Source organism: Flavobacterium artemisiae (assembly GCF_042678225.1).
Taxonomy (GTDB): domain Bacteria; phylum Bacteroidota; class Bacteroidia; order Flavobacteriales; family Flavobacteriaceae; genus Flavobacterium; species Flavobacterium artemisiae.
In genome coordinates this window covers 316,742-335,454 of record NZ_JBHUDZ010000009.1, presented here as the reverse complement: position 1 = coordinate 335,454, position 18,713 = coordinate 316,742, and the positions used below count along the sequence as shown (strand labels likewise).

At 33.5% G+C, this 18,713-nt stretch carries 15 protein-coding genes; 14 read left to right on the top strand and 1 reads right to left on the bottom strand.

Annotated features, from left to right (window positions below; genetic code table 11):
• The first annotated feature begins 36 nt into the window (after positions 1-36).
• From ACFSC2_RS10560 to ACFSC2_RS10520, 9 genes are all read left to right on the top strand, one after another.
• Positions 37-492, top strand: a complete 456-nt coding sequence (locus tag ACFSC2_RS10560) for a hypothetical protein (RefSeq protein WP_379814011.1) — start codon at positions 37-39, stop codon at positions 490-492.
• Positions 493-542: 50 nt separating this feature from the next.
• A complete protein-coding gene (locus tag ACFSC2_RS10555) occupies positions 543-1,037 on the top strand; it encodes an SRPBCC family protein (protein ID WP_379814012.1) in 495 nt (164 codons plus the stop codon).
• A gap of 9 nt (positions 1,038-1,046) precedes the next feature.
• Complete coding sequence (locus ACFSC2_RS10550) at positions 1,047-1,400, top strand: hypothetical protein (RefSeq protein WP_379814013.1); 354 nt, start codon at positions 1,047-1,049, stop codon at positions 1,398-1,400.
• Positions 1,369-1,887, top strand: coding sequence for a hypothetical protein (locus ACFSC2_RS10545; protein WP_379814014.1), 519 nt, complete (start codon positions 1,369-1,371; stop codon positions 1,885-1,887). Before ACFSC2_RS10550 ends, ACFSC2_RS10545 begins: the two co-directional genes overlap by 32 nt.
• A gap of 90 nt (positions 1,888-1,977) precedes the next feature.
• A complete protein-coding gene (locus ACFSC2_RS10540) occupies positions 1,978-2,853 on the top strand; it encodes a class I SAM-dependent methyltransferase (protein WP_379814016.1) in 876 nt (291 codons plus the stop codon).
• Positions 2,854-3,106: 253 nt separating this feature from the next.
• Positions 3,107-4,564, top strand: a complete 1,458-nt coding sequence (locus tag ACFSC2_RS10535) for a hypothetical protein (RefSeq protein WP_379814018.1) — start codon at positions 3,107-3,109, stop codon at positions 4,562-4,564.
• A gap of 178 nt (positions 4,565-4,742) precedes the next feature.
• On the top strand, positions 4,743-7,046 hold the full coding sequence (locus ACFSC2_RS10530) for a type IA DNA topoisomerase (protein WP_379814019.1): 2,304 nt from the start codon (positions 4,743-4,745) through the stop codon (positions 7,044-7,046).
• A 307-nt stretch (positions 7,047-7,353) separates the two neighbouring features.
• The gene (locus tag ACFSC2_RS10525; RefSeq protein ID WP_379814020.1) at positions 7,354-7,830 is read left to right on the top strand and encodes a DUF6265 family protein; all 477 of its coding nucleotides are present in this window, start codon (positions 7,354-7,356) and stop codon (positions 7,828-7,830) included.
• A gap of 53 nt (positions 7,831-7,883) precedes the next feature.
• Positions 7,884-8,942 carry a hypothetical protein gene (locus tag ACFSC2_RS10520; protein ID WP_379818634.1) on the top strand — a complete coding sequence of 353 codons (1,059 nt, stop codon included), beginning with the start codon at positions 7,884-7,886 and terminating at the stop codon, positions 8,940-8,942.
• A 199-nt stretch (positions 8,943-9,141) separates the two neighbouring features.
• Here ACFSC2_RS10520 and ACFSC2_RS10515 read toward each other — a convergent pair whose 3' ends face one another.
• Positions 9,142-10,302 carry an MFS transporter gene (locus tag ACFSC2_RS10515; RefSeq protein WP_379814022.1) on the bottom strand — a complete coding sequence of 387 codons (1,161 nt, stop codon included), beginning with the start codon at positions 10,300-10,302 and terminating at the stop codon, positions 9,142-9,144.
• A 218-nt stretch (positions 10,303-10,520) separates the two neighbouring features.
• Here ACFSC2_RS10515 and ACFSC2_RS10510 point away from each other — a divergent pair, with 218 nt between their 5' ends.
• The 5 genes from ACFSC2_RS10510 to ACFSC2_RS10490 all read left to right on the top strand — a co-directional run bounded on the left by ACFSC2_RS10510 (position 10,521) and on the right by ACFSC2_RS10490 (position 18,711).
• Positions 10,521-12,845 (top strand): TonB-dependent siderophore receptor, encoded by a 2,325-nt coding sequence (locus ACFSC2_RS10510; protein WP_379814023.1) that lies wholly within the window; start codon positions 10,521-10,523, stop codon positions 12,843-12,845.
• Between the two features lie 91 nt (positions 12,846-12,936).
• Positions 12,937-14,085 carry a PepSY-associated TM helix domain-containing protein gene (locus tag ACFSC2_RS10505; protein ID WP_379814024.1) on the top strand — a complete coding sequence of 383 codons (1,149 nt, stop codon included), beginning with the start codon at positions 12,937-12,939 and terminating at the stop codon, positions 14,083-14,085.
• Between the two features lie 147 nt (positions 14,086-14,232).
• Positions 14,233-14,955, top strand: a complete 723-nt coding sequence (locus ACFSC2_RS10500) for a DUF4198 domain-containing protein (protein ID WP_379814025.1) — start codon at positions 14,233-14,235, stop codon at positions 14,953-14,955.
• A gap of 242 nt (positions 14,956-15,197) precedes the next feature.
• The gene (locus tag ACFSC2_RS10495) at positions 15,198-17,102 is read left to right on the top strand and encodes a S9 family peptidase (protein ID WP_379814026.1); all 1,905 of its coding nucleotides are present in this window, start codon (positions 15,198-15,200) and stop codon (positions 17,100-17,102) included.
• Positions 17,103-17,400: 298 nt separating this feature from the next.
• Positions 17,401-18,711: an APC family permease gene (locus tag ACFSC2_RS10490; protein ID WP_379814027.1), complete on the top strand. Its 1,311-nt coding sequence runs from the start codon at positions 17,401-17,403 to the stop codon at positions 18,709-18,711.
• The last annotated feature ends 2 nt before the right edge of the window (positions 18,712-18,713 follow it).

Below are 18,713 nucleotides of genomic sequence, written 5' to 3'. Positions count from 1 at the left end.
CAAACAATATCAATCAAAATAAAATAGTATCAAGTAGTGAAAAACAACTTTCTCTTCAGCTTCTTAACAGCATCTTTCGTAATTTTAACCAGCTGTAAAAAAGAAAATTCAGATTTGACATTTTATTCGTGTGACTTTGACAAAACGCAGTATAACGATCCTCAGTTTTATGATAAATGGATTTACAATAAAGAAGACGCGCTTAAAGTAAAGCTTACTTTTAATGATTCAGAATTGGACAATAGAAATTTAGATAGTCTGTATAATCAAAAAGTACAATACTTATTTATACTCGGCGGCGGCAGTATTTATGTGCATGCTGATGACTGTGAAGCCGAAATTAAAAATGATACTATCTTCATTAAATATGACATAAGAATGACTACAGATCAGGTTGGTGAAACAGCAGAATCTTTGATCTGTTTGGAAGTTAATAAAAGAAAATATCCTAATTATAAAAAAATGAAAATTAAGTATTTAGAGTTTAATTAAATTAACAGAAAAATATTGGAGTATTATTTAGATAATCAAACTAATGAATCATGGAAAACTTCGACTGGACTTCTTTCACCAAAAAAATAGCGGTCAAAGCTAAAATAGATGATATTTACGACGCTTGGACAAAAGCAGCAGCATTAGAAAAATGGTTTCTAGAAAAAGTTTCATTTTTTGATGAAAATCAACAATTGATAAGTAAAAATCAAAACGCTTCGGCAGGCAATACTTATGACTGGCTTTGGTTTTTGTATGATGATGCAATGAAAGGCAAAATTGTTTCTGCCAACGGAAAAGATCAATTACAATTTACCTTTGAAGGAAATTGTCTGGTCGATATTAAATTAAGCGAAAAAGACGGCTATACAATTGTAGAACTTCGTCATCATAATATTCCGACAGACGATTTTTCTAAACAATACATCAGGCTTGGGTGCTCCAACGGCTGGCATTTTTATTTGACCAATTTAAAATCGGTTTACGAAGGCGGTTTGGATTTACGAAATAAGGATCATAATTTGAATCCGATGATTAATAATTAAATATAAACGATGCGAAAAAGTATTTTAGGCGTTATTAGTTTTTTGATTTTTGCTTCTTTTCAAAGTAAAAAAGAAGAAGAAATTATTGTTCTTTATTCAGCCATTTCTTGCAGTTGTGCACAATGGCAAATTGTTAATTCCAATTCAAAAGAAAATATTTATTTGGAGAGATCTAATACCAAAATAGTCGACGCAGATAAAATTTGGAACGGAAAAACATTGCCTCTAAAAATTAAAGTCTTTGGAAATTTTAAAGAAGAAATTGGTTTGCCCGCAGAAATGAAATTCAAAGGAGATCCGAAACCAGCGAGAGTTTTTAAATATGATAAAATTGAAGTTATTCAATACGGTCCCAAAAATTGATGTTGCAGAAACATTAGAAAAACTTATATCTGAATTGCTTGTACTTGCAAAAGAAACGTGCTGGAATACTATTTCGAAAAACTTCGTATTTATTTTATCCGATATTTCAGAAGAAGAAGGAGAAAACTATTTTATTAAACGTCTTAACAGAAACAAACTCAACAAAAAGAAAATTCCCAAGAGCTTTATTGAAGCCGTAACCGATCTTAAAGACATTTATGATTCGATTTACGATATAAACCTACATGTCTATAAATCTGAAAAAAACAGAACGATAATTGATATTCAATATTATCTCAAAAGCAGGTTGGATGCCGATTTTTTAAAAACTGTAATTGATAATCCTCCAATGCTGCATTGTAAAATAGCAATTCCGCCTTACGTGAAAAAAGACAGTCGAAAAAAATTTGACATCAACTGGGAATTAGAAGGATTAAGATACAAGTGGCATATGCTGTGGTGGAAAAGAGAAATAAAGAGATCGTAACTTAAATTCTTCGCATTTTAACGCTAACTAAAAAAACTTAAGAGCTTAGTATTTTAGAGAATTTGAACCACATGATTAATAATTACATCTATGAAAGCAAATAAAACAAGTAGAACAGCGCAATATATGGCATTGTTTAGAGCATTAGAAAGTCAACGAAATTCTAGTGAAAGGCTTTTCTATGATCCGTATGCAAATTATTTTCTTGAATCTAAATTAAGACTTGCCGCTTATTTGTATAAATATCCAGCTATTCAGAAATATATGGACAAAATTATTCAGTCTAAAATACCTGGCGCATTTTCTTCTGGAATTGCCAGAACCAAATATATTGATGACTTATTACTTTCAACTATAAACAGCGGCGTGCAACAAGTTATTATCTTAGGTGCAGGGTTTGATACCAGAGCCTTACGTCTTGATTTTCTGGAATCGATTCCGGTTATAGAAATCGACCATCCCAATACATCAAATTTTAAGGCAGCCGTTTATAAAAATCATTTAAAAACTCTTCCAAATAGAGTTCACTTTTATCAAATTGATTTTAATAAACAAAGTCTTGACGAGTTAGCAGCATTGCATAATTTTGACTTTACAATTCCAACAACCATAATTTGGGAAGGTGTTACCAACTATTTAACCGCAGATGCTGTAAAAAATACTTTCTCATTCATTTCAAAATTTGCAAAAAACAGTAATGTTATTTTTACTTACATTCATAAAGGTATACTTCAGAATCCTAGTTCTTTTTTAGGAGGCGAAAAGCTTTTACAAGACCTTAACAATCTAGAAGAAAAATGGACATTTGGTTTTGAACCCAGCGAATTACAAGATTATCTAAATCAGTTTGACATGAAATTGATTGAAGATCTAGGCGCTGCTGAATACCGCGAAAGATATTTACCAAATAGAACCGAAAAAGGCTACGAGTTTTACAGAACTGCCATTGCAGTAAAGCAAGCGTAATTGGCAGCAAAGCACCTTTTCCCTTTGTCTCTAAGAACCTTTGCCTCTTTCTCATAAAATCCTTAATTTCGCTTCTTCGTCTGTTAGTCCCGAAGCTTCGGGATAGCCGCTCTTTTTATCAATACCCATTTTTATCAGTTTTATACCTCAATATAGGGGACTTATGACATTTTTTCAGAAGTCACTTTTCTAATTTTTTAATTTCAGGTCATCAAAAAAGATAACTACAAAAAAATTAACTAAAGCCCCTATTATGAAAACTACAAAAACACTATTAGTTTTTATCTTGCTAATCTCGTTTTATGCCTGTAAAAAGGATGCAAAAGGAGAAAAAGACAGCTACACAACTGTAAACAAAAGTACTGCTGCTTCTGAGTGCTTAGCTCCTGCAAGTTGGTTTAAGATGATTAACAACAATCGCCAGACTCCTCCGCCAAATGAGGGACCAACAAGCGTATTTGCCAACAATGCAACGGTAACAAACTGTGACTTTCATCAATGGTCATGGCAAAAATTTCTTTGGCTTACCAATGAAGTCAACGGCAAGCTATTTTTTATGACTAATTTGATTCAGGTGAATGCAGCAGGTCAGAAATTAGATCCAAGCAACGGAATTGTTTTAACAGATACTGCTCAGGCAAGTTCTAAAGTTGATATTTTACAAACTCCTAAGTACCCGGGTGTTCCTAAACAAACTACAGTCTATTATTCTATATTTATGGACAAACTTCTTTACGACACTATGATAAAATATGGTCCAATAGCCAAAAGTGATCCTTCAAAAGTAAAAGACATCACTTTTCCTGTAGGAGCATTAGAACTTAAAACCTCATGGATTGACGCAAGTGCCCTTAAAGATTCTTCGACTTATTTTGTTACACAGGGTGTAATAAATGGAGTAAAAACAAAAGTTGCACTTTTAGGAATGCATGTCGTAGGAATTGTAGAAAATCATCCGGAATTTGTATGGGCTACTTTCGAACATGAAAATCTTGCACCTGCTTACGATTGGACTAAAGCTACACCAACAGCCGATGCCCCGGTAACGAGTACAGTTGATTATCCGTTCTTTAATAAAAACAGCACGGCAACGGTTCAAAATATAACTTCAAAAAATGGAATTTACACAGATGTTTTTTCTGTTTACAAATACGGGGTCCCTGTTGAAAAAGCAATGAAAGGTTCTTTTAATGTTCAGCTTTATATGGACACAAGCCAAAATGGCTCAGAAAACTTCAATAATATTCAAACTATTAATCAAAGTGTTAAGAAACAGTTGACAGGTATCTGGAACAATTATTTCTACAATGGTTCATTATGGATTAATACCGAAGGATACAAAGACACTCAGGCACAAGCTGCTCTATTAGATTCGTTAAGTTTAAAACTTTCAAATTCTTCACCAGGAGACTTAACCAGAGGATCTACTGCTGCTTACAATATCACTATGGAAACGTATGTTCAGGTAGGATTTGGAAAACCGTCTTCTATACATGCCAATACCGTAGGCAACCTTGTTAATTGCTTCTCCTGCCATAATACATTAGATGATAATGCTAACTCTCCTCTTTTTATAAGTCATGTTTTTACAGGGTATGTACAAAGCTTGGAAGGGTTAAACAGAGCACAAATCAAAGACGAACATGTTAAAGAAATTGTCAAACAATTTAATATGCGTCTAAAATTAAAACAATCAAAATCAAAACAATAACCTTCTTACTTTTCAAATTTATAAATACAAAAAACCACAAGCTCATGTTTGTGGTTTTTATATTTTATTGATCAACATAAGATTAAAAATATAAAAACCTTTGCCTCTTTGTTCCTAAGAACCTTTGCCCCTTTCTCATAAAATCCTTAATTTCGCTTCTTAATCAAGAAAGGAAAGAATGAAGGTCTGCATTGCCGAAAAACCAAGTGTCGCACGAGAAATCGCATCTGTTTTGGGTGCCAACACCAAACACGATGGTTATTACGAAGGCAATGGTTATGCGGTGACCTATACTTTCGGGCATTTATGCACCTTAAAAGAACCCAACGACTACAAACCGCACTGGAAAAGCTGGGATTTGAACAATCTCCCGATGCTTCCCGAGAAATTCGAAACCAAAGTCGTTCAAAATTCGGGAATTCAGAAACAGTTTAAAATCATAAAAAGTCTTTTTGACAAAGCCGAAGTGGTTATAAACTGCGGGGATGCCGGACAGGAAGGAGAATTGATTCAGCGCTGGGTGATGAATGAGGCGCATTACAAAGGCGAGATTCAGCGTTTATGGATTTCATCATTGACTACAGAAGCTATCAAAGAAGGTTTTGAAAACTTAAAACCCTCTTCTAATTATGATAATTTATTCTACGCCGGATTTTCAAGAGCTATTGGCGATTGGTTATTAGGAATGAATGCAACTCGCTTGTACACTGTAAAACACGGTGGTTACAAACAAGTTTTGTCTATAGGACGCGTGCAGACACCGACTTTGGCGATGGTTGTAGACCGTTTTAGAGAAATCGAAAATTTTAAACCGCAGCCCTATTGGGAACTGCAGACTTTATACAGAGAAACACTTTTTAGTTATGAAGAAGGTCGTTTTCTAAAAAAAGAAGATGGAGAAATTCTAGCCGAAAAAGTAAAAGAAAGTGATTTCGAAATTGTTTCTGTTGACAAAAAGAATGGAAACGAATATGCTCCAAAGCTTTTTGATTTAACAGGTTTACAGGTTTATTGCAATCAGAAATTTGGATTTTCGGCAGAAGAAACGCTTAAGATTGCACAATCTTTATACGAACAAAAAGTCATTACCTATCCCAGAGTTGACACCACTTTTCTTCCTGGAGATATTTACCCGAAAGTACCTGGAATTCTGCAAAAATTAACCAATTATGCAGCGCTTACTGAACCGCTTTTAGGTAAAAAAATCAAGAAATCGCCAAAGGTTTTTAATGATAAAAAAGTAACCGATCACCACGCAATTATTCCAACTGGTGTTCAGAATAATTTAGCCTACAATCAACAGCAGGTTTACGATATTATTACGCGACGTTTTATTGCCGTTTTTTATGACGATTGTCTGGTAGCAAATACGACAGTAATCGGAAAAGCGGCCGATGTAACTTTTAAAGCAACGGGTAAAGAAATCTTGAAAAAAGGTTTCCGTGTTGTTTTTGAAGATCCGAATGCGAAGGAAAAAGAACCCGATTTACTGCCAAGTTTTGTTGTTGGTGAAAGAGGTCCGCACGAACCGTCATTTCTTCAAAAAGAAACCAAACCGCCGAATCAGTTTACAGAAGCAACTTTACTGCGCGCGATGGAAACGGCAGGAAAACAAGTTGACGATGAAGATTTACGAGAGCTAATGAAAGAAAATGGAATCGGGCGTCCGTCTACGCGTGCGAATATTATCGAAACGCTTTTTAAGCGCCAGTATATTGTCCGAAACAAAAAACAGGTCTTGCCTACTCTAACCGGAATTCAATTGATTGATACCATTCAGAACGAATTGGTAAAATCGGCCGAACTTACTGGAACTTGGGAAAAGCAGTTAAAAGATATTGAAAAAGGCACTTTTACCGCCGCTGCGTTTATTAGAAACATGAAACGAATGGTGGAAGCTTTGGTTTATGAAGTTCGAATGGAAACCAAACATGCCAATATTTCGCATGCAGCAACTATTCAGAAACCAGTTGTAAAAGCTGAGAAAAAGAAAGCTGCCGGAATTGAAGCAGAAACTTGTCCGAAATGTCAAAAAGAGACTATTATAAAAGGAAAAACGGCTTTTGGATGTTCGGGATATAAATCGGGTTGCGATTTTGTGCTTCCGTTTGTTTTTCATGATAAAAAAATTACCGAAAGTCAGTATTTACGATTAGTTCAAAAAGGCTCAACGGTAAACATAAAAGGTTTTAAAACGGATTCTGGAATGGTTGAAGGTTTGATTCGTTTTGAGGAAAATTACAAACTGAAATTAGAACCTAAAAAAACAGACTCTAAAAAAGTAAAACAAGAAACGTCAGATGTTTTAGTTTGTCCGAAATGTAAAAAGGGAACAATCCTAAAAGGCAAAACGGCTTACGGCTGCGCAGAATATAAATCAGGCTGTGATTTTAAAGTGACTTTTGAAAATGTTCGAGCGAAATTAGGCGATCAAAAACCTACAAAAGAATTGGTTTACTCAATTTTGAGTGCAAGCGTTTAGTTTTTTTTCAGCCACGACTCGAGCGATAGCGAATAAGCGAAGCAATTCACTAATTTTCACTAAATATTTATTTCACGCAGATTTAAAATGATTTAAGCAGATACCCACAGATTTTATATAATTTAAAATCTGCTCAAATCATTTTAAATCTGCTTGAAAGAATAAATCCTTTTAATCCTGTAATCTGTGGCAACTTTTTCCTGTAAAATATTTCAATAATTAATTCGTGAAAATTCGTGAAATTCGTGGCAAACTACTTTTTTTTCATACTTTAGTAGTACTATAACAAACCCAAAATCTCATAAATATGTTTCAGAAAATTACTCTCATAACCCTTATTATAGCTTTTGTTTCTTGCGGAAAAAAAGAAACTATTGAGAAAGACAAAATCAAAATCGCTGATTGGTTAATTGGAAACTGGGAAAATACTTCTCCAGAAGGTGTTTTAACCGAAAACTGGCAAAAATTGAACGACAGTACTTTCAGCGCCTCATCTTATTTTATCAAAGGAAAAGATACACTGCATTTTGAAACGATTATTCTAGCTCAATTAGGCGAAACATTGACTTATAAAGCAACAGTAAAAGGCCAGAATGATGACAAGCCTGTTTTCTTTCCTTCAACTTCTGAAACAGAACAAAAATTAGTTTTTGAGAATCCAAAACACGATTATCCACAGAAAATTACGTACACAAAAGGTGCAAATAATACTTTAACTGCTGAGATTTCTGGAACTTTGAATGGAAAACCTAGTTCGGAGAAGTTTGTTATGACGAAGAAGTAAATTCTCAAATACATCTAGCTTTTTTAATATAGTTCAATCCATTTTCGTGAATCATGAAATATATACTTTTTTTATTTTCTTTACTCGTTTTTTATAACAGTTCCGCTCAAAACTCAACAAACATCGTTGGGACATGGATAAATTACAAAACAGAAATGAAAGATGGAAGTGACGTTTATAAAGCATTCCTAACCGATTCTACCGGAACTAAGTACATTATTACACCGAATAAATTTACTTGGGTAAATGCATTAGATGTAATTGACGACAAAAAAGTAGCTGATGCTTTTGGTTTTAATTATAACCTAGTTAATAACGAAATTCAAACATCACAATATTCAGCCTACATTATAGAAAAAACAACTAAAGACTCTTTAACTTTATCACAAAAATTAAGCGATACACCCGACGAAAAATTGACAAGATTGTATCTTTTAAGAGAAGAAATTGTGATTGCTAATTTTAAAGAAAAATTTAAAGATAAATCAAACATAGTAGCTTCAACGAAATTCACTCCAAAAACAAAAAAAACTTTTCTAAAACTTTTAGGTGAGGATTTTAAAAAAAATGGCACCTATAACAATCTACGTTTCAATGGTAAACTTTTTATTTACCCAAAAGAAAAAAAAGTAGAAACTACTATTTTATATGCTACAAACAATGATTCACAAATTAAAAAAATTAAAAAATTTCTAGACGAATCTTTTGAAGATTGGGACTTAACTGGTTTCGAAAACTTTGATTCTATAGAATTACCATTTATTTATGAAGTGAAAAAAAAAGAATTAATTAGAGGAAATGATATTCGTTTTTTTGTAAATGATGTCAGCATTTTTGATCATCTAGGCGGAACCACTATAGATAACAAACAAAAATCTCTAAATTATTTCAAAAAAGCTGTGGAATCATTTCAACAAAAAAAATTTTTGAAAGCTGCTGAATTATTTGGAAAATCATTTGAAATAAATCCTGAAAACCTTGACGCGCTTTACAATAAAGCGGCATGTTTTAGTGAAATCGGAGATAAAGAAAATGCCTGTAAAACATGGAAACAAATTTCAGATTTTGGGCAAGTTAGCGGAAAAGAGCTTTATTTGAATAATTGTAAATAGAAAAAAAATTAATCTAAATTAACTACAACGGATTAATCCCGATCGCAATCTTGAGTTTCTAAAATGTATTTATTCATGCTGAATTTCAAAACTTTGCAATTCTTTATATTTAATATAAAATTCTAAAAAAACATTTTGTGTTCTTTGGGCTAAAAAACGTCCCAATAAGAAAACTCAGCCTCTTAGAAGCTTAAAAAACTCACTCATTCTCCCCGATTTTATTCACCATAAAAATCATCAAAATACCTAAAAGCGCCATAATCAAGAAAGCCCATTTCATGCTTAAATATTCAGAGATAAAACCAACCATTGGCGGAACTAGCAAGAAACCAAGATAACCAATTGTAGAGATAGAAGTTAAGGCAGAACCGCTGCTTAATTTTGAAGATCTTCCAGCAATGCTGAACACTAACGGAACAACGCACGAAACTCCGAAACCAATTAAAACATATCCAAAAATTGTTGGATAAGCATACGGCAGAATAAAACAGATTCCGAAACCTATTGTAATTAATATACCGCTATACAAAAGGATTTTTTTAGTACCGAATTTCATTACACCATAATCCCCAAAAATACGTCCCAAAGTCACTGCGGTTGCAAAAAATACAAAGGCGGCACTGGTTAATTTTGGAGATGCTTTTAATATATTTTCGAAATAAATACCGCTCCAATCGTACATCGTGTTTTCGCACGCCATAGAAACGAAACAAATCAAAGCGAACTTTACCAGATTTTTTTCTGGCATCGAGAAAAATTTCTTTTTAACCGGAACTGGTTCGTTATGAATACTCATTGGATAAAAACAAGCAGTCAAAGCTAGCATAAAAACACTCACGCCCAGCAAATGATGCGATGGCGCAATTTTCTGTGTCACCATAACGTAACCTAAACCTGCACCCGAGAAAACGGCAATACTCCAAACGGCATGAAAACGGGTAATAATAGATTTTGGATATAATTTCTGTACTTCCAGAGATTGCGCATTAATCGATAAATTGAAAATATTTCGAGAAGCTCCAAAAATCAAAAGTACTATAACCAATTGCCATACAAAAGCAACCAAACCTGGAAGAGACAAAACAATATTAAACATAATTGCTCCTAAAAGCATGATATAACGACTGCTGTATTTGTTTAGCAATTTTCCAGTAAACGGCATGGTAAGCATTAAACCAATCGGAAAGGCAAATAAAACGGCTCCAAATTCGGCTTCAGATAAATGCAATTGTGCTTGTATGTGTGGAATTCGAGAAACCCAAGAAGAATATCCAAATCCAGAAAGAAAGAAAAAAACAGTGTTGGCAATGCGATATCCTCTCGGAGTATTTTGGATTTTTTTGAAAAATGGTAAAATCATGAGTTGTGTTTCTGACCGCAAAATTAAGCCTTTTTAAAATTTATCACACTACAACTTTCAATAAGAATTTTGTTTTACGATTCTCCAGCAGTCATTTAACAATTTAATCTTCAAATCATGAAAAAATATAATTGTTAAAGTTATTTTAATTTTTACATTTGCACTGTTTTTATTTATTCTAAATAAATATTATTTTATAAACCAATAAAAAATTACCGATGAATTATTCAAGACAGAAAACATTTCGTTTTCTATTTTCAATCAGTTTTCTATTTTCGTTCTTATCTATTTTTGCCCAACAAAACCACGGAAAAATTAAGGGTACTGTAACCACTTCTGACGGCGAAGAAGCTGCAGGAGTAAATATTATTCTTAAAAACACTAAATATGGCACCGTTTCTAATGACGACGGTAGTTTTGATTTTAATAAAGTAAGAGCAAACTCTTATATTTTACAGATCTCTTTAACAGGTTATGAAACCTCAGAAACTGAAGTTATTGTAACCGAAAATGAAACCACTACAGTTAATTTACAGCTTAAAGTTTCTAACAAAGAATTAAAAGAAGTTGTCATTAACGGTAAAAAAAGCATCACTTCTAAAAAAACCGATTATGTGGCGAGAATGCCGCTTAAAAATTTAGAAAATCCGCAGGTTTACAGCGTTATCCATAAAGAACTTTTACAGGAGCAAGTGGCTGTAGATATCAGAAGTGCAGTTCAAAACTCGCCTGGAGTAGTTTCTATCAGTTATCCGTCGGGAGGTGTCGGCGTAATTTTCAGAGGATTTTCTACTGGAATCAATGCAAGAAACGGAATGGAAACAGCTTCTGGACGTTCTTCTGTAGATCTTGGAAACGTGGAAAGAATTGAAATCATGAAAGGGCCTTCTGGAACTTTATTTGGTTCTTCTGTTTCTTCTTTTGGAGGTGTTGTCAATTTGGTTACCAAAAAACCTTTTGAAACGCCTGCTGCCGAAATTTCATATACAACTGGAAGTTACAGCTTAAACCGCCTTACAGCCGACATTAATACGCCTTTAAACAAAGATAAAACCGTATTATTTAGAGTAAATTTTGCTGTTAACAGAGAGAAAAGCTTCTTAGATTATGGTTTCAACAATGCGTTACTTTTCGCGCCAAGCCTTACTTATAAAGCATCAGAGAAACTTACTTTTAATATTGATGCCGAACTTTATAACGTCAACAATACCAGACGTACTTATAATACGTATGCTGCCACTTCGGGAATCATGAATCCGAACGACTTAAAAATCGACTATAGAAAATCGATGTTCCATGACGATAATGATGCCAAAACAAAAGCAACCAAAGTTTTTGCGCAGGCAGAATATGAAATCTCTGAAAACTGGAAATCTACAACCGTATTTTCATTTGTAGGCGAAGATGTAGAACGCAGTTACCAAAGTTATGCTGTTTGGAGTTCTCCAACACAGGTAGCGAGAAGAGTTGGTCTTTGGGGACCGATTTACAATAATTACACTAACATCCAAGAAAATTTAAATGGAACATTTGCAACAGGAAGCATTAAACACAAATTCCTTGCGGGTGTTAACTACAGACTTTTCAGTTCTGCTTTTTCTGGAGGAACTACTTTTACTCTTGATAATATTGACGTTACAACTCCCTTCGCTCCTATTAGAAGAAAAGCCGTTGATGCTGGTCTTGCATTGACTACTTCGGCAATAGCAAATCAAAAAACGTTTAGTGCTTATGCTTGTGACGTTATCAATTTTACAGATCGTCTTTCTGCTATGTTAAGTTTACGTTTGGATAATTTTGAACGTGCAAAAGTTGGAACTGTCGAAGGTTACAGCCAAACCGCTCTTTCTCCAAAATTAGGATTGGTTTATGAAGTAGTTAAAGATCAGGTTTCTGTATTTGGAAATTACATGAACGGTTTCCAAAACGTACAGCCTGTAACACAGCCAGATGCTTCTATCTTTGTTTTAGATCCAATTTATGCTGTGCAATATGAAGGTGGTATTAAAGCAGAAGCTTTCAATAAAAAACTGAGCGGTTCTGTAAGTTATTATAATATTACTATTGATAATGCAACGAGAGTTAATACTGCAGGATTTACAGAACAAGATGGCAAACAGGTAAGTAAAGGTTTTGATTTTGAATTAACAGCTGCACCAATTAACGGATTAAGCATTGTAGCAGGATATGGTTATAATGATAACAGAATTGTAAAATCATCTGTTGCTGCAATTGAAGGAAATAAAGCTACAAGTTCTCCAGAAAATGTAGTGAACTTTTGGACTTCGTACACGTTCCAAAATAAATTAAAAGGTTTAGGTTTAGGATTTGGAGCTAATTATGTAGACAAAAATTTCTTTACTGCAGATAATACTTTTTACATTCCTTCTTATACAACTCTTAATGGATCTGTATATTATGATCATACATCATGGAGAGTCGGCTTGAAATTTAATAATATAACAAACGAAAAATATTGGGATTTCTGGGGAACTTCACAAGCTCCAACTAATATTCTGGCTAGTTTAACTATCAAATTTTAAAAATTTAAATTTAAAAAGCACCTCTTTTCTAAAGTTAAGAGGTGCTTTTTTATTAGCCGTTTTTAATAAACCGCTATAGTATTTACAAAACATGACATTTAAAAATTTTATAAAAAAAGCACACCTTTGGCTGGGATTGTCTTCTGGCTTAATTGTAGTTATATTAGGAATTACGGGTTGTTTGTATGTTTTTGAAGAAGAACTGCGCCCCATTGTTCACGACTATTATTATGTAGATCAGGTAAAAACTAAAAAACTGCCTCTCAGCAAATTAATTCAGACTGCAAAAGATGCCAACATAAAAGCCAATCCTAAACAGACACTTTCGGGATGCAGAGTACTTAATGACGACAGTCGTACAGTTATTGTCTGGTTTTTTGAAGAATTGGATAAAGACGCTATTTGGTATTGGAATAGATATCAAACTGCCTATGTCTATGTTGATCCTTACACAGGAGGCGTAAAAAAAATAGAAGATTACAACTCTGAGTTTTTTGTTTTTGTTAGAATGCTCCATCAAACGCTTTGCCTTCGAAGTGAAATTGGCGATCCAATTGTGGGAACAGCGACCATTATTTTTATCATTTCGTTAATTACGGGTTTGATTCTTTGGTGGCCGAAAAATAAAAGTGCTGCCAAACAACGTTTTTGGTTTCAATGGAAAAACACAACCAAATGGAAACGTAAAAACTACGATCTCCATAATATCCTCGGCTATTACATGCTGATTTTTGCTTTAATTATTGCGCTTACGGGTTTGGTGTGGGCTTTTGATTGTTACGATAAAGGAGTGCAATGGCTTTTTAATGGAGGAAAAACATTTGAGAAAAAAGAAGTTATTGTTTCTGATACCACTCAATATACTAAAAGTACATCCACAGATAAAATATTTGCGGCGACTGTAAAAGCAAATCCAAAAGCAAAAACGTATTTTTTGTTTCTGCCAAAAGAGAATGATTCATTGGCAACTACAAACACTTTTGTTCGTCATCAAAGCCGTTTTGATGATGTATCTATGCAATTTGATCAATATTCTGCAAAGCTTTTAAAAAGCACTGCATATAAGGATAAAAACAATGGAGAAAAATTTAGGTTCATAAATTACGATCTTCACGTAGGCAGTATTCTAGGATTTCCAGGAAAAGTGCTTGCTTTTTTTGCCAGTTTGGTATGTGCAAGTTTACCCATAACAGGTTTTCTAATTTGGTGGGGACGAAATAATAAGAAAAAGAAAGCTTGATTTTTATTGATCTTTAAATCATTTCTTTTAAAAATATTTAAGAGGGTGCTATTAAAAATCAGCCTTTTTTTGGTTTTAATTTTTAATTATTCTAAATAAGCCCTATGTTTGCAAAAAATATCATTCTAACAATTCAAACTTGATCTTATGAAAACAAATACTTTTAAAATCATAGCTTTTTTCTTTTTAATGCTTGTTTCTGCTCCAACATTTGCGCACGCACTTTGGATCGAAACTAAAGCAACTGGAACAAAAGGAAAAGCACAGGAAATTTCTATTTACTTTGGAGAATTCTCTGATAATGACATTACAAAAGCAGATAAATGGTTTTCTGATTTGAAGAATTTCAGCTTAGTTGTGGTTAGTCCATCAAAAAAAGAAACTAAACTTTCTACAAAAGCTTTAGACAATAAATACCAGGCATTTTTTACACCAACAGAAGATGGTGTTTACACAATCGTAATGCAGCATACAGTTGGCGACGTTTACGGAACAATGAAATTAGATTATAACTCTAGCGCGACGGTTGTGGTTGGAAACAAAAATGCTGGAAACAATATTGCAGCAAACACTAACAAGATTGCAGTTTTCTCTGAGAATGCAGATGTTGCTAAAAAAGATACAAAAGTAACTGGAGTTGCTTCTTATGAAGGTGCTATCGCTAAAGAAGCAAAAATCAAAGTAATTGCTCCAAATGGGTGGGAAAAAGAATTATGGACAAACGATAAAGGTGAATTTACTTTTACTCCTATCTGGTCAGGAAATTACATGGTTGAATATGCACACACAGACAAATCATCTGGTGAGCACAATGGAAAAAAATACGATGAAATCTGGAAAATGGCTACTTACCAAATCGTGGTAAAATAATTTTCTGATAAAATTTAATTTTAGAATTTAGTTTTCAATCTAAAAAGTCTTGCTTGATTGCAGGGCTTTTTTTATTTATCTCTATTCCTGTTGAATTAGCACATTAACTGTAAATTATAATCAACAAACTTGAAACCTCATTTATTTTTTTAAGTGAGGTTTTTTTATATGTTTTTTGAAGCGTTTTTTTTATAAATTTGATTGTCATCAATTGAAAAACAACAATTTAAAAACATTAAAAAATGAAAGAAAAATTTATGTTTATTGGTCTTTTTTCACTGTTAATGCTTCAATCGTGTAAAAAAGAAGAAAAAAATCAAGAAGCAAGAATGCCGAAACAATATGCCGTAGAAGATTTCTACGACACTAAATCGATCGGCGCTGCGGGTTTTAACAAGGACGAAACCAAAATCTTAATTAACAGCAACAAAACCGGAATTACCAATATCTATGAGTTAAATATTGCGGATACGACTTCAGTAGCGCTTACGCAGTCAAAAACAGAAAGTAATTATGCAATTGATTATCTGCCGGGCAGTTCAAAATTTATTTACTCTTCAGACAAAGGCGGTGATGAAAATGCACATTTATATCTTGCTGACAGAACTAATTCTAAAGTAAAAGATCTTACACCTTGGCCAAAAAGCGCCAATAATTTTATGGGCTGGAGTCTGGACAAGAAAAGCTTGTATGTGAGCAGTAACAAACGTGATGTTAAATATTTTGACATTATAAAATTGGATACGCTTTCTTATAAATCAACGATTTTATACCAAAATACGACTGGTTTTACTCCTTCTGTAATCAGTAAATCGGAGCGTTATATTGCTTTAACAAAAGAATTGACTACAGACACCAACGAGCTTTATCTTTATGATAATAAAACGAAAACAACTAAAAAAATCAGCGGTGAAAAACCAGCAAACTGGAACCCAATGGTTTTCGAAAAAAATGACAGCATTCTTTATTATGCAACTAATCTTGACAACGAATTCAGTTATTTGGTAAAATACAACCTCAACACCGGAAAATCTGAAAAAATCTTTGAAGATAAATGGGATGTGAATTACATGAATTTGAGTGAAAATGAAAAATATCATGTCATTTTTATTAATGATGACGGTAAAAACAAAGTCTTACTTTTTGATCATAAAACGGGGAAAAAAGTCGATTTCCCTGATTTAAAAGACGGTGATGTTCAAAACGTTATTATATCTAACAGCGAAAATAAATTATTACTTACTGTTGGAAGCAGTACTAGTTCGCCAAATCTTTATGTTTATGATATTCCGTCTAAATCATTAAAACTATTAACAGCAACTTTGAGCAAAAAAATTGATCAAAATGATCTTGCAAAAGCAGAAGTAGTTCGATTTAAATCTTTTGATGGAAAAGATATTCCGGCTATTTATTACAAACCTTTGCAGGCATCAGAAAATAATAAAGTTCCTGCTTTAATCTGGGTTCACGGAGGTCCGGGCGGTCAAAGCCGAATTGGATATTCGAATAGTATTCAGTATTTAGTAAATCACGGTTACGCAGTTTTGGCGGTAAATAATCGCGGCAGCAGCGGTTATGGAAAAACATTTTATAAACTAGACAATAAAGACCACAGCAACGGCGATCTTAAAGACTGTATTTGGGGTAAAAAATGGCTTGCTCAGCAAAATTATATCGACTCTACTTCTATCGGAATTTACGGAGGCAGTTACGGTGGCTGTATGGTTTTAGGCGCATTGGCTTTTCATCCAGAAGAATTTAAAGTCGGCGTTAATTTATTTGGTGTTGCCAACTGGTTACGAACTCTTAAAAGTATTCCGCCTTATTGGGAAGCATTTAGAACTGCTTTGTACGACGAATTAGGAGATCCAAATACTTCTGACAGTATTCGCTTAAAAAAGATTTCGCCATTGTTTAATTATCAGAAAATAAACAAACCGCTACTTGTTTTTCAAGGTGCAAATGATGTGCGTGTGCTTCCTGTAGAAAGCGATGAAATTGTTGCGGGTGTCAAAAAGAATGGTGTTCCGGTAGAATATGTAGTTTATCCTGATGAAGGCCACGGTTTTCAGAAAAAAGAAAATCAAATTACAACTTCTAAAAAAACACTCGCTTTTCTTGACAAATATCTCAAAGCAAAAAAATAAATTATTCTTAACACATCGAAAAATAGTTTTATTAAACTCAAAAAGAGGTGTCACTTTTACTATTCATTCCGATAGTTATCTGGACTATGTGTTAGAAACAAGTTTCTTTCAATTGCCTTTTTTAAAAAGAAAAATCTATGTTTCTATGTGTTAAAATTTATACATTTTGAATTCCTTCTAACGGTTAGAGTTATCCAATTTGAAAACCTCATTTAGCAATAAGTGAGGTTTTTTATTTCCTCCAAAGAATGAACTTTAAAAAAGCTATTTTTGTGGCAAATATTCCAAAAAGAAAAAGATGTCAGAATCCAAAAACAATCAATTAAAGAGGTCGCTTGGTTTAAGTTTTAATATTGCCGTTTTAATCGGCGGTACAATCGGAGTTGGAATTTTGCGCACTCCCGGAAGTATTGCAAGTCTTTTAGGCAATTACTGGCTGATTATTTTTTCTTGGATTTTTGGAGGTTTGTACGTTTTGCTTGGCGCCAATTCTTATGCTGAATTGGGTGCTATGTTACCAAAAGCCGGAGGTTCTTATAATTATATCAAAAAAGCTTTTGGTAATTATGCCGGATTTCTTTCTGGCTGGTTTGATTATATTACCAATGCCATTCCTCCTGCTTTTTACTGTATTGTAATCAGTGAATATCTTATTATTTTATTTCCAAGTTTAAAAGATTATTCAACTGTAATGGCAATTTCGCTTTTGATTGCTTTTGTATTGATTCATTTGAGCGGCGTCAAGAACGGAAGCGTGATCCAGCAGATTACCAGTTTTCTTAAAGTAATTTGTTTTGTCGCTTTAGTTGTGGCTTGTTTTATGTATTCTGGAATTCAGGTTCCAGCAATAAAAACCGATAATTCTTTTTTTCAAATCGGACTTATATTTGGATTCTTCAAATCTTTACAACTTATCATCGGCACTTATAATGGCTGGAACAGCGTTTGTTTTTTTGCAGAAGAAAATGATGATCCGGGAAAAAATATTCCAAAATCACTTTTTAGCGGGGTTATTTTGGTTGTTGTAATTTATACTTTGGTCAATATTGCATTTTTTCATGTTTTATCTGTTGAAACACTTTCAAAATCAAATCTTGCCGCTGCAGATGTAGCCAAAATACTTTTCGGAGAAAACGGTGCTATTATCGTAACCGTAATTTCGATCTTTTCTTTAATTAGTATTTTGAATGCTTTTATGATGATTCCGCCAAGAATTCTTTACGGATTAAGTCGTGACGGATTTTTTATCGAAAAAGGAACGCAGGTAAATAAAGGCGGAACTCCAATTACGGCACTTCTGGTTTCGTCTTTTTTCAGTTTATTTTTGATTTGCATTGGTTCTTTTGAAGTTTTATTTTCTTTTGCTGCTTTCATCTCAATCATCGTTTGGGGATTAGCCTACGCATCACTTATAAAACTCAGAAATCGAGAACCCAATTTACCTAGACCGTATGTTGCCTTCTGGCATCCGTGGAGCTCGATTATTGCTATTTTAGCTTCTGTCGCATTATTAGCCGGATTTATTTACAGCGATCCAAAAAGCTTTATTATCATTGTCGGTATTACGATTGTTTCATATCCTCTTTTTTTGGTTTTGAAGAAGAACTAAAA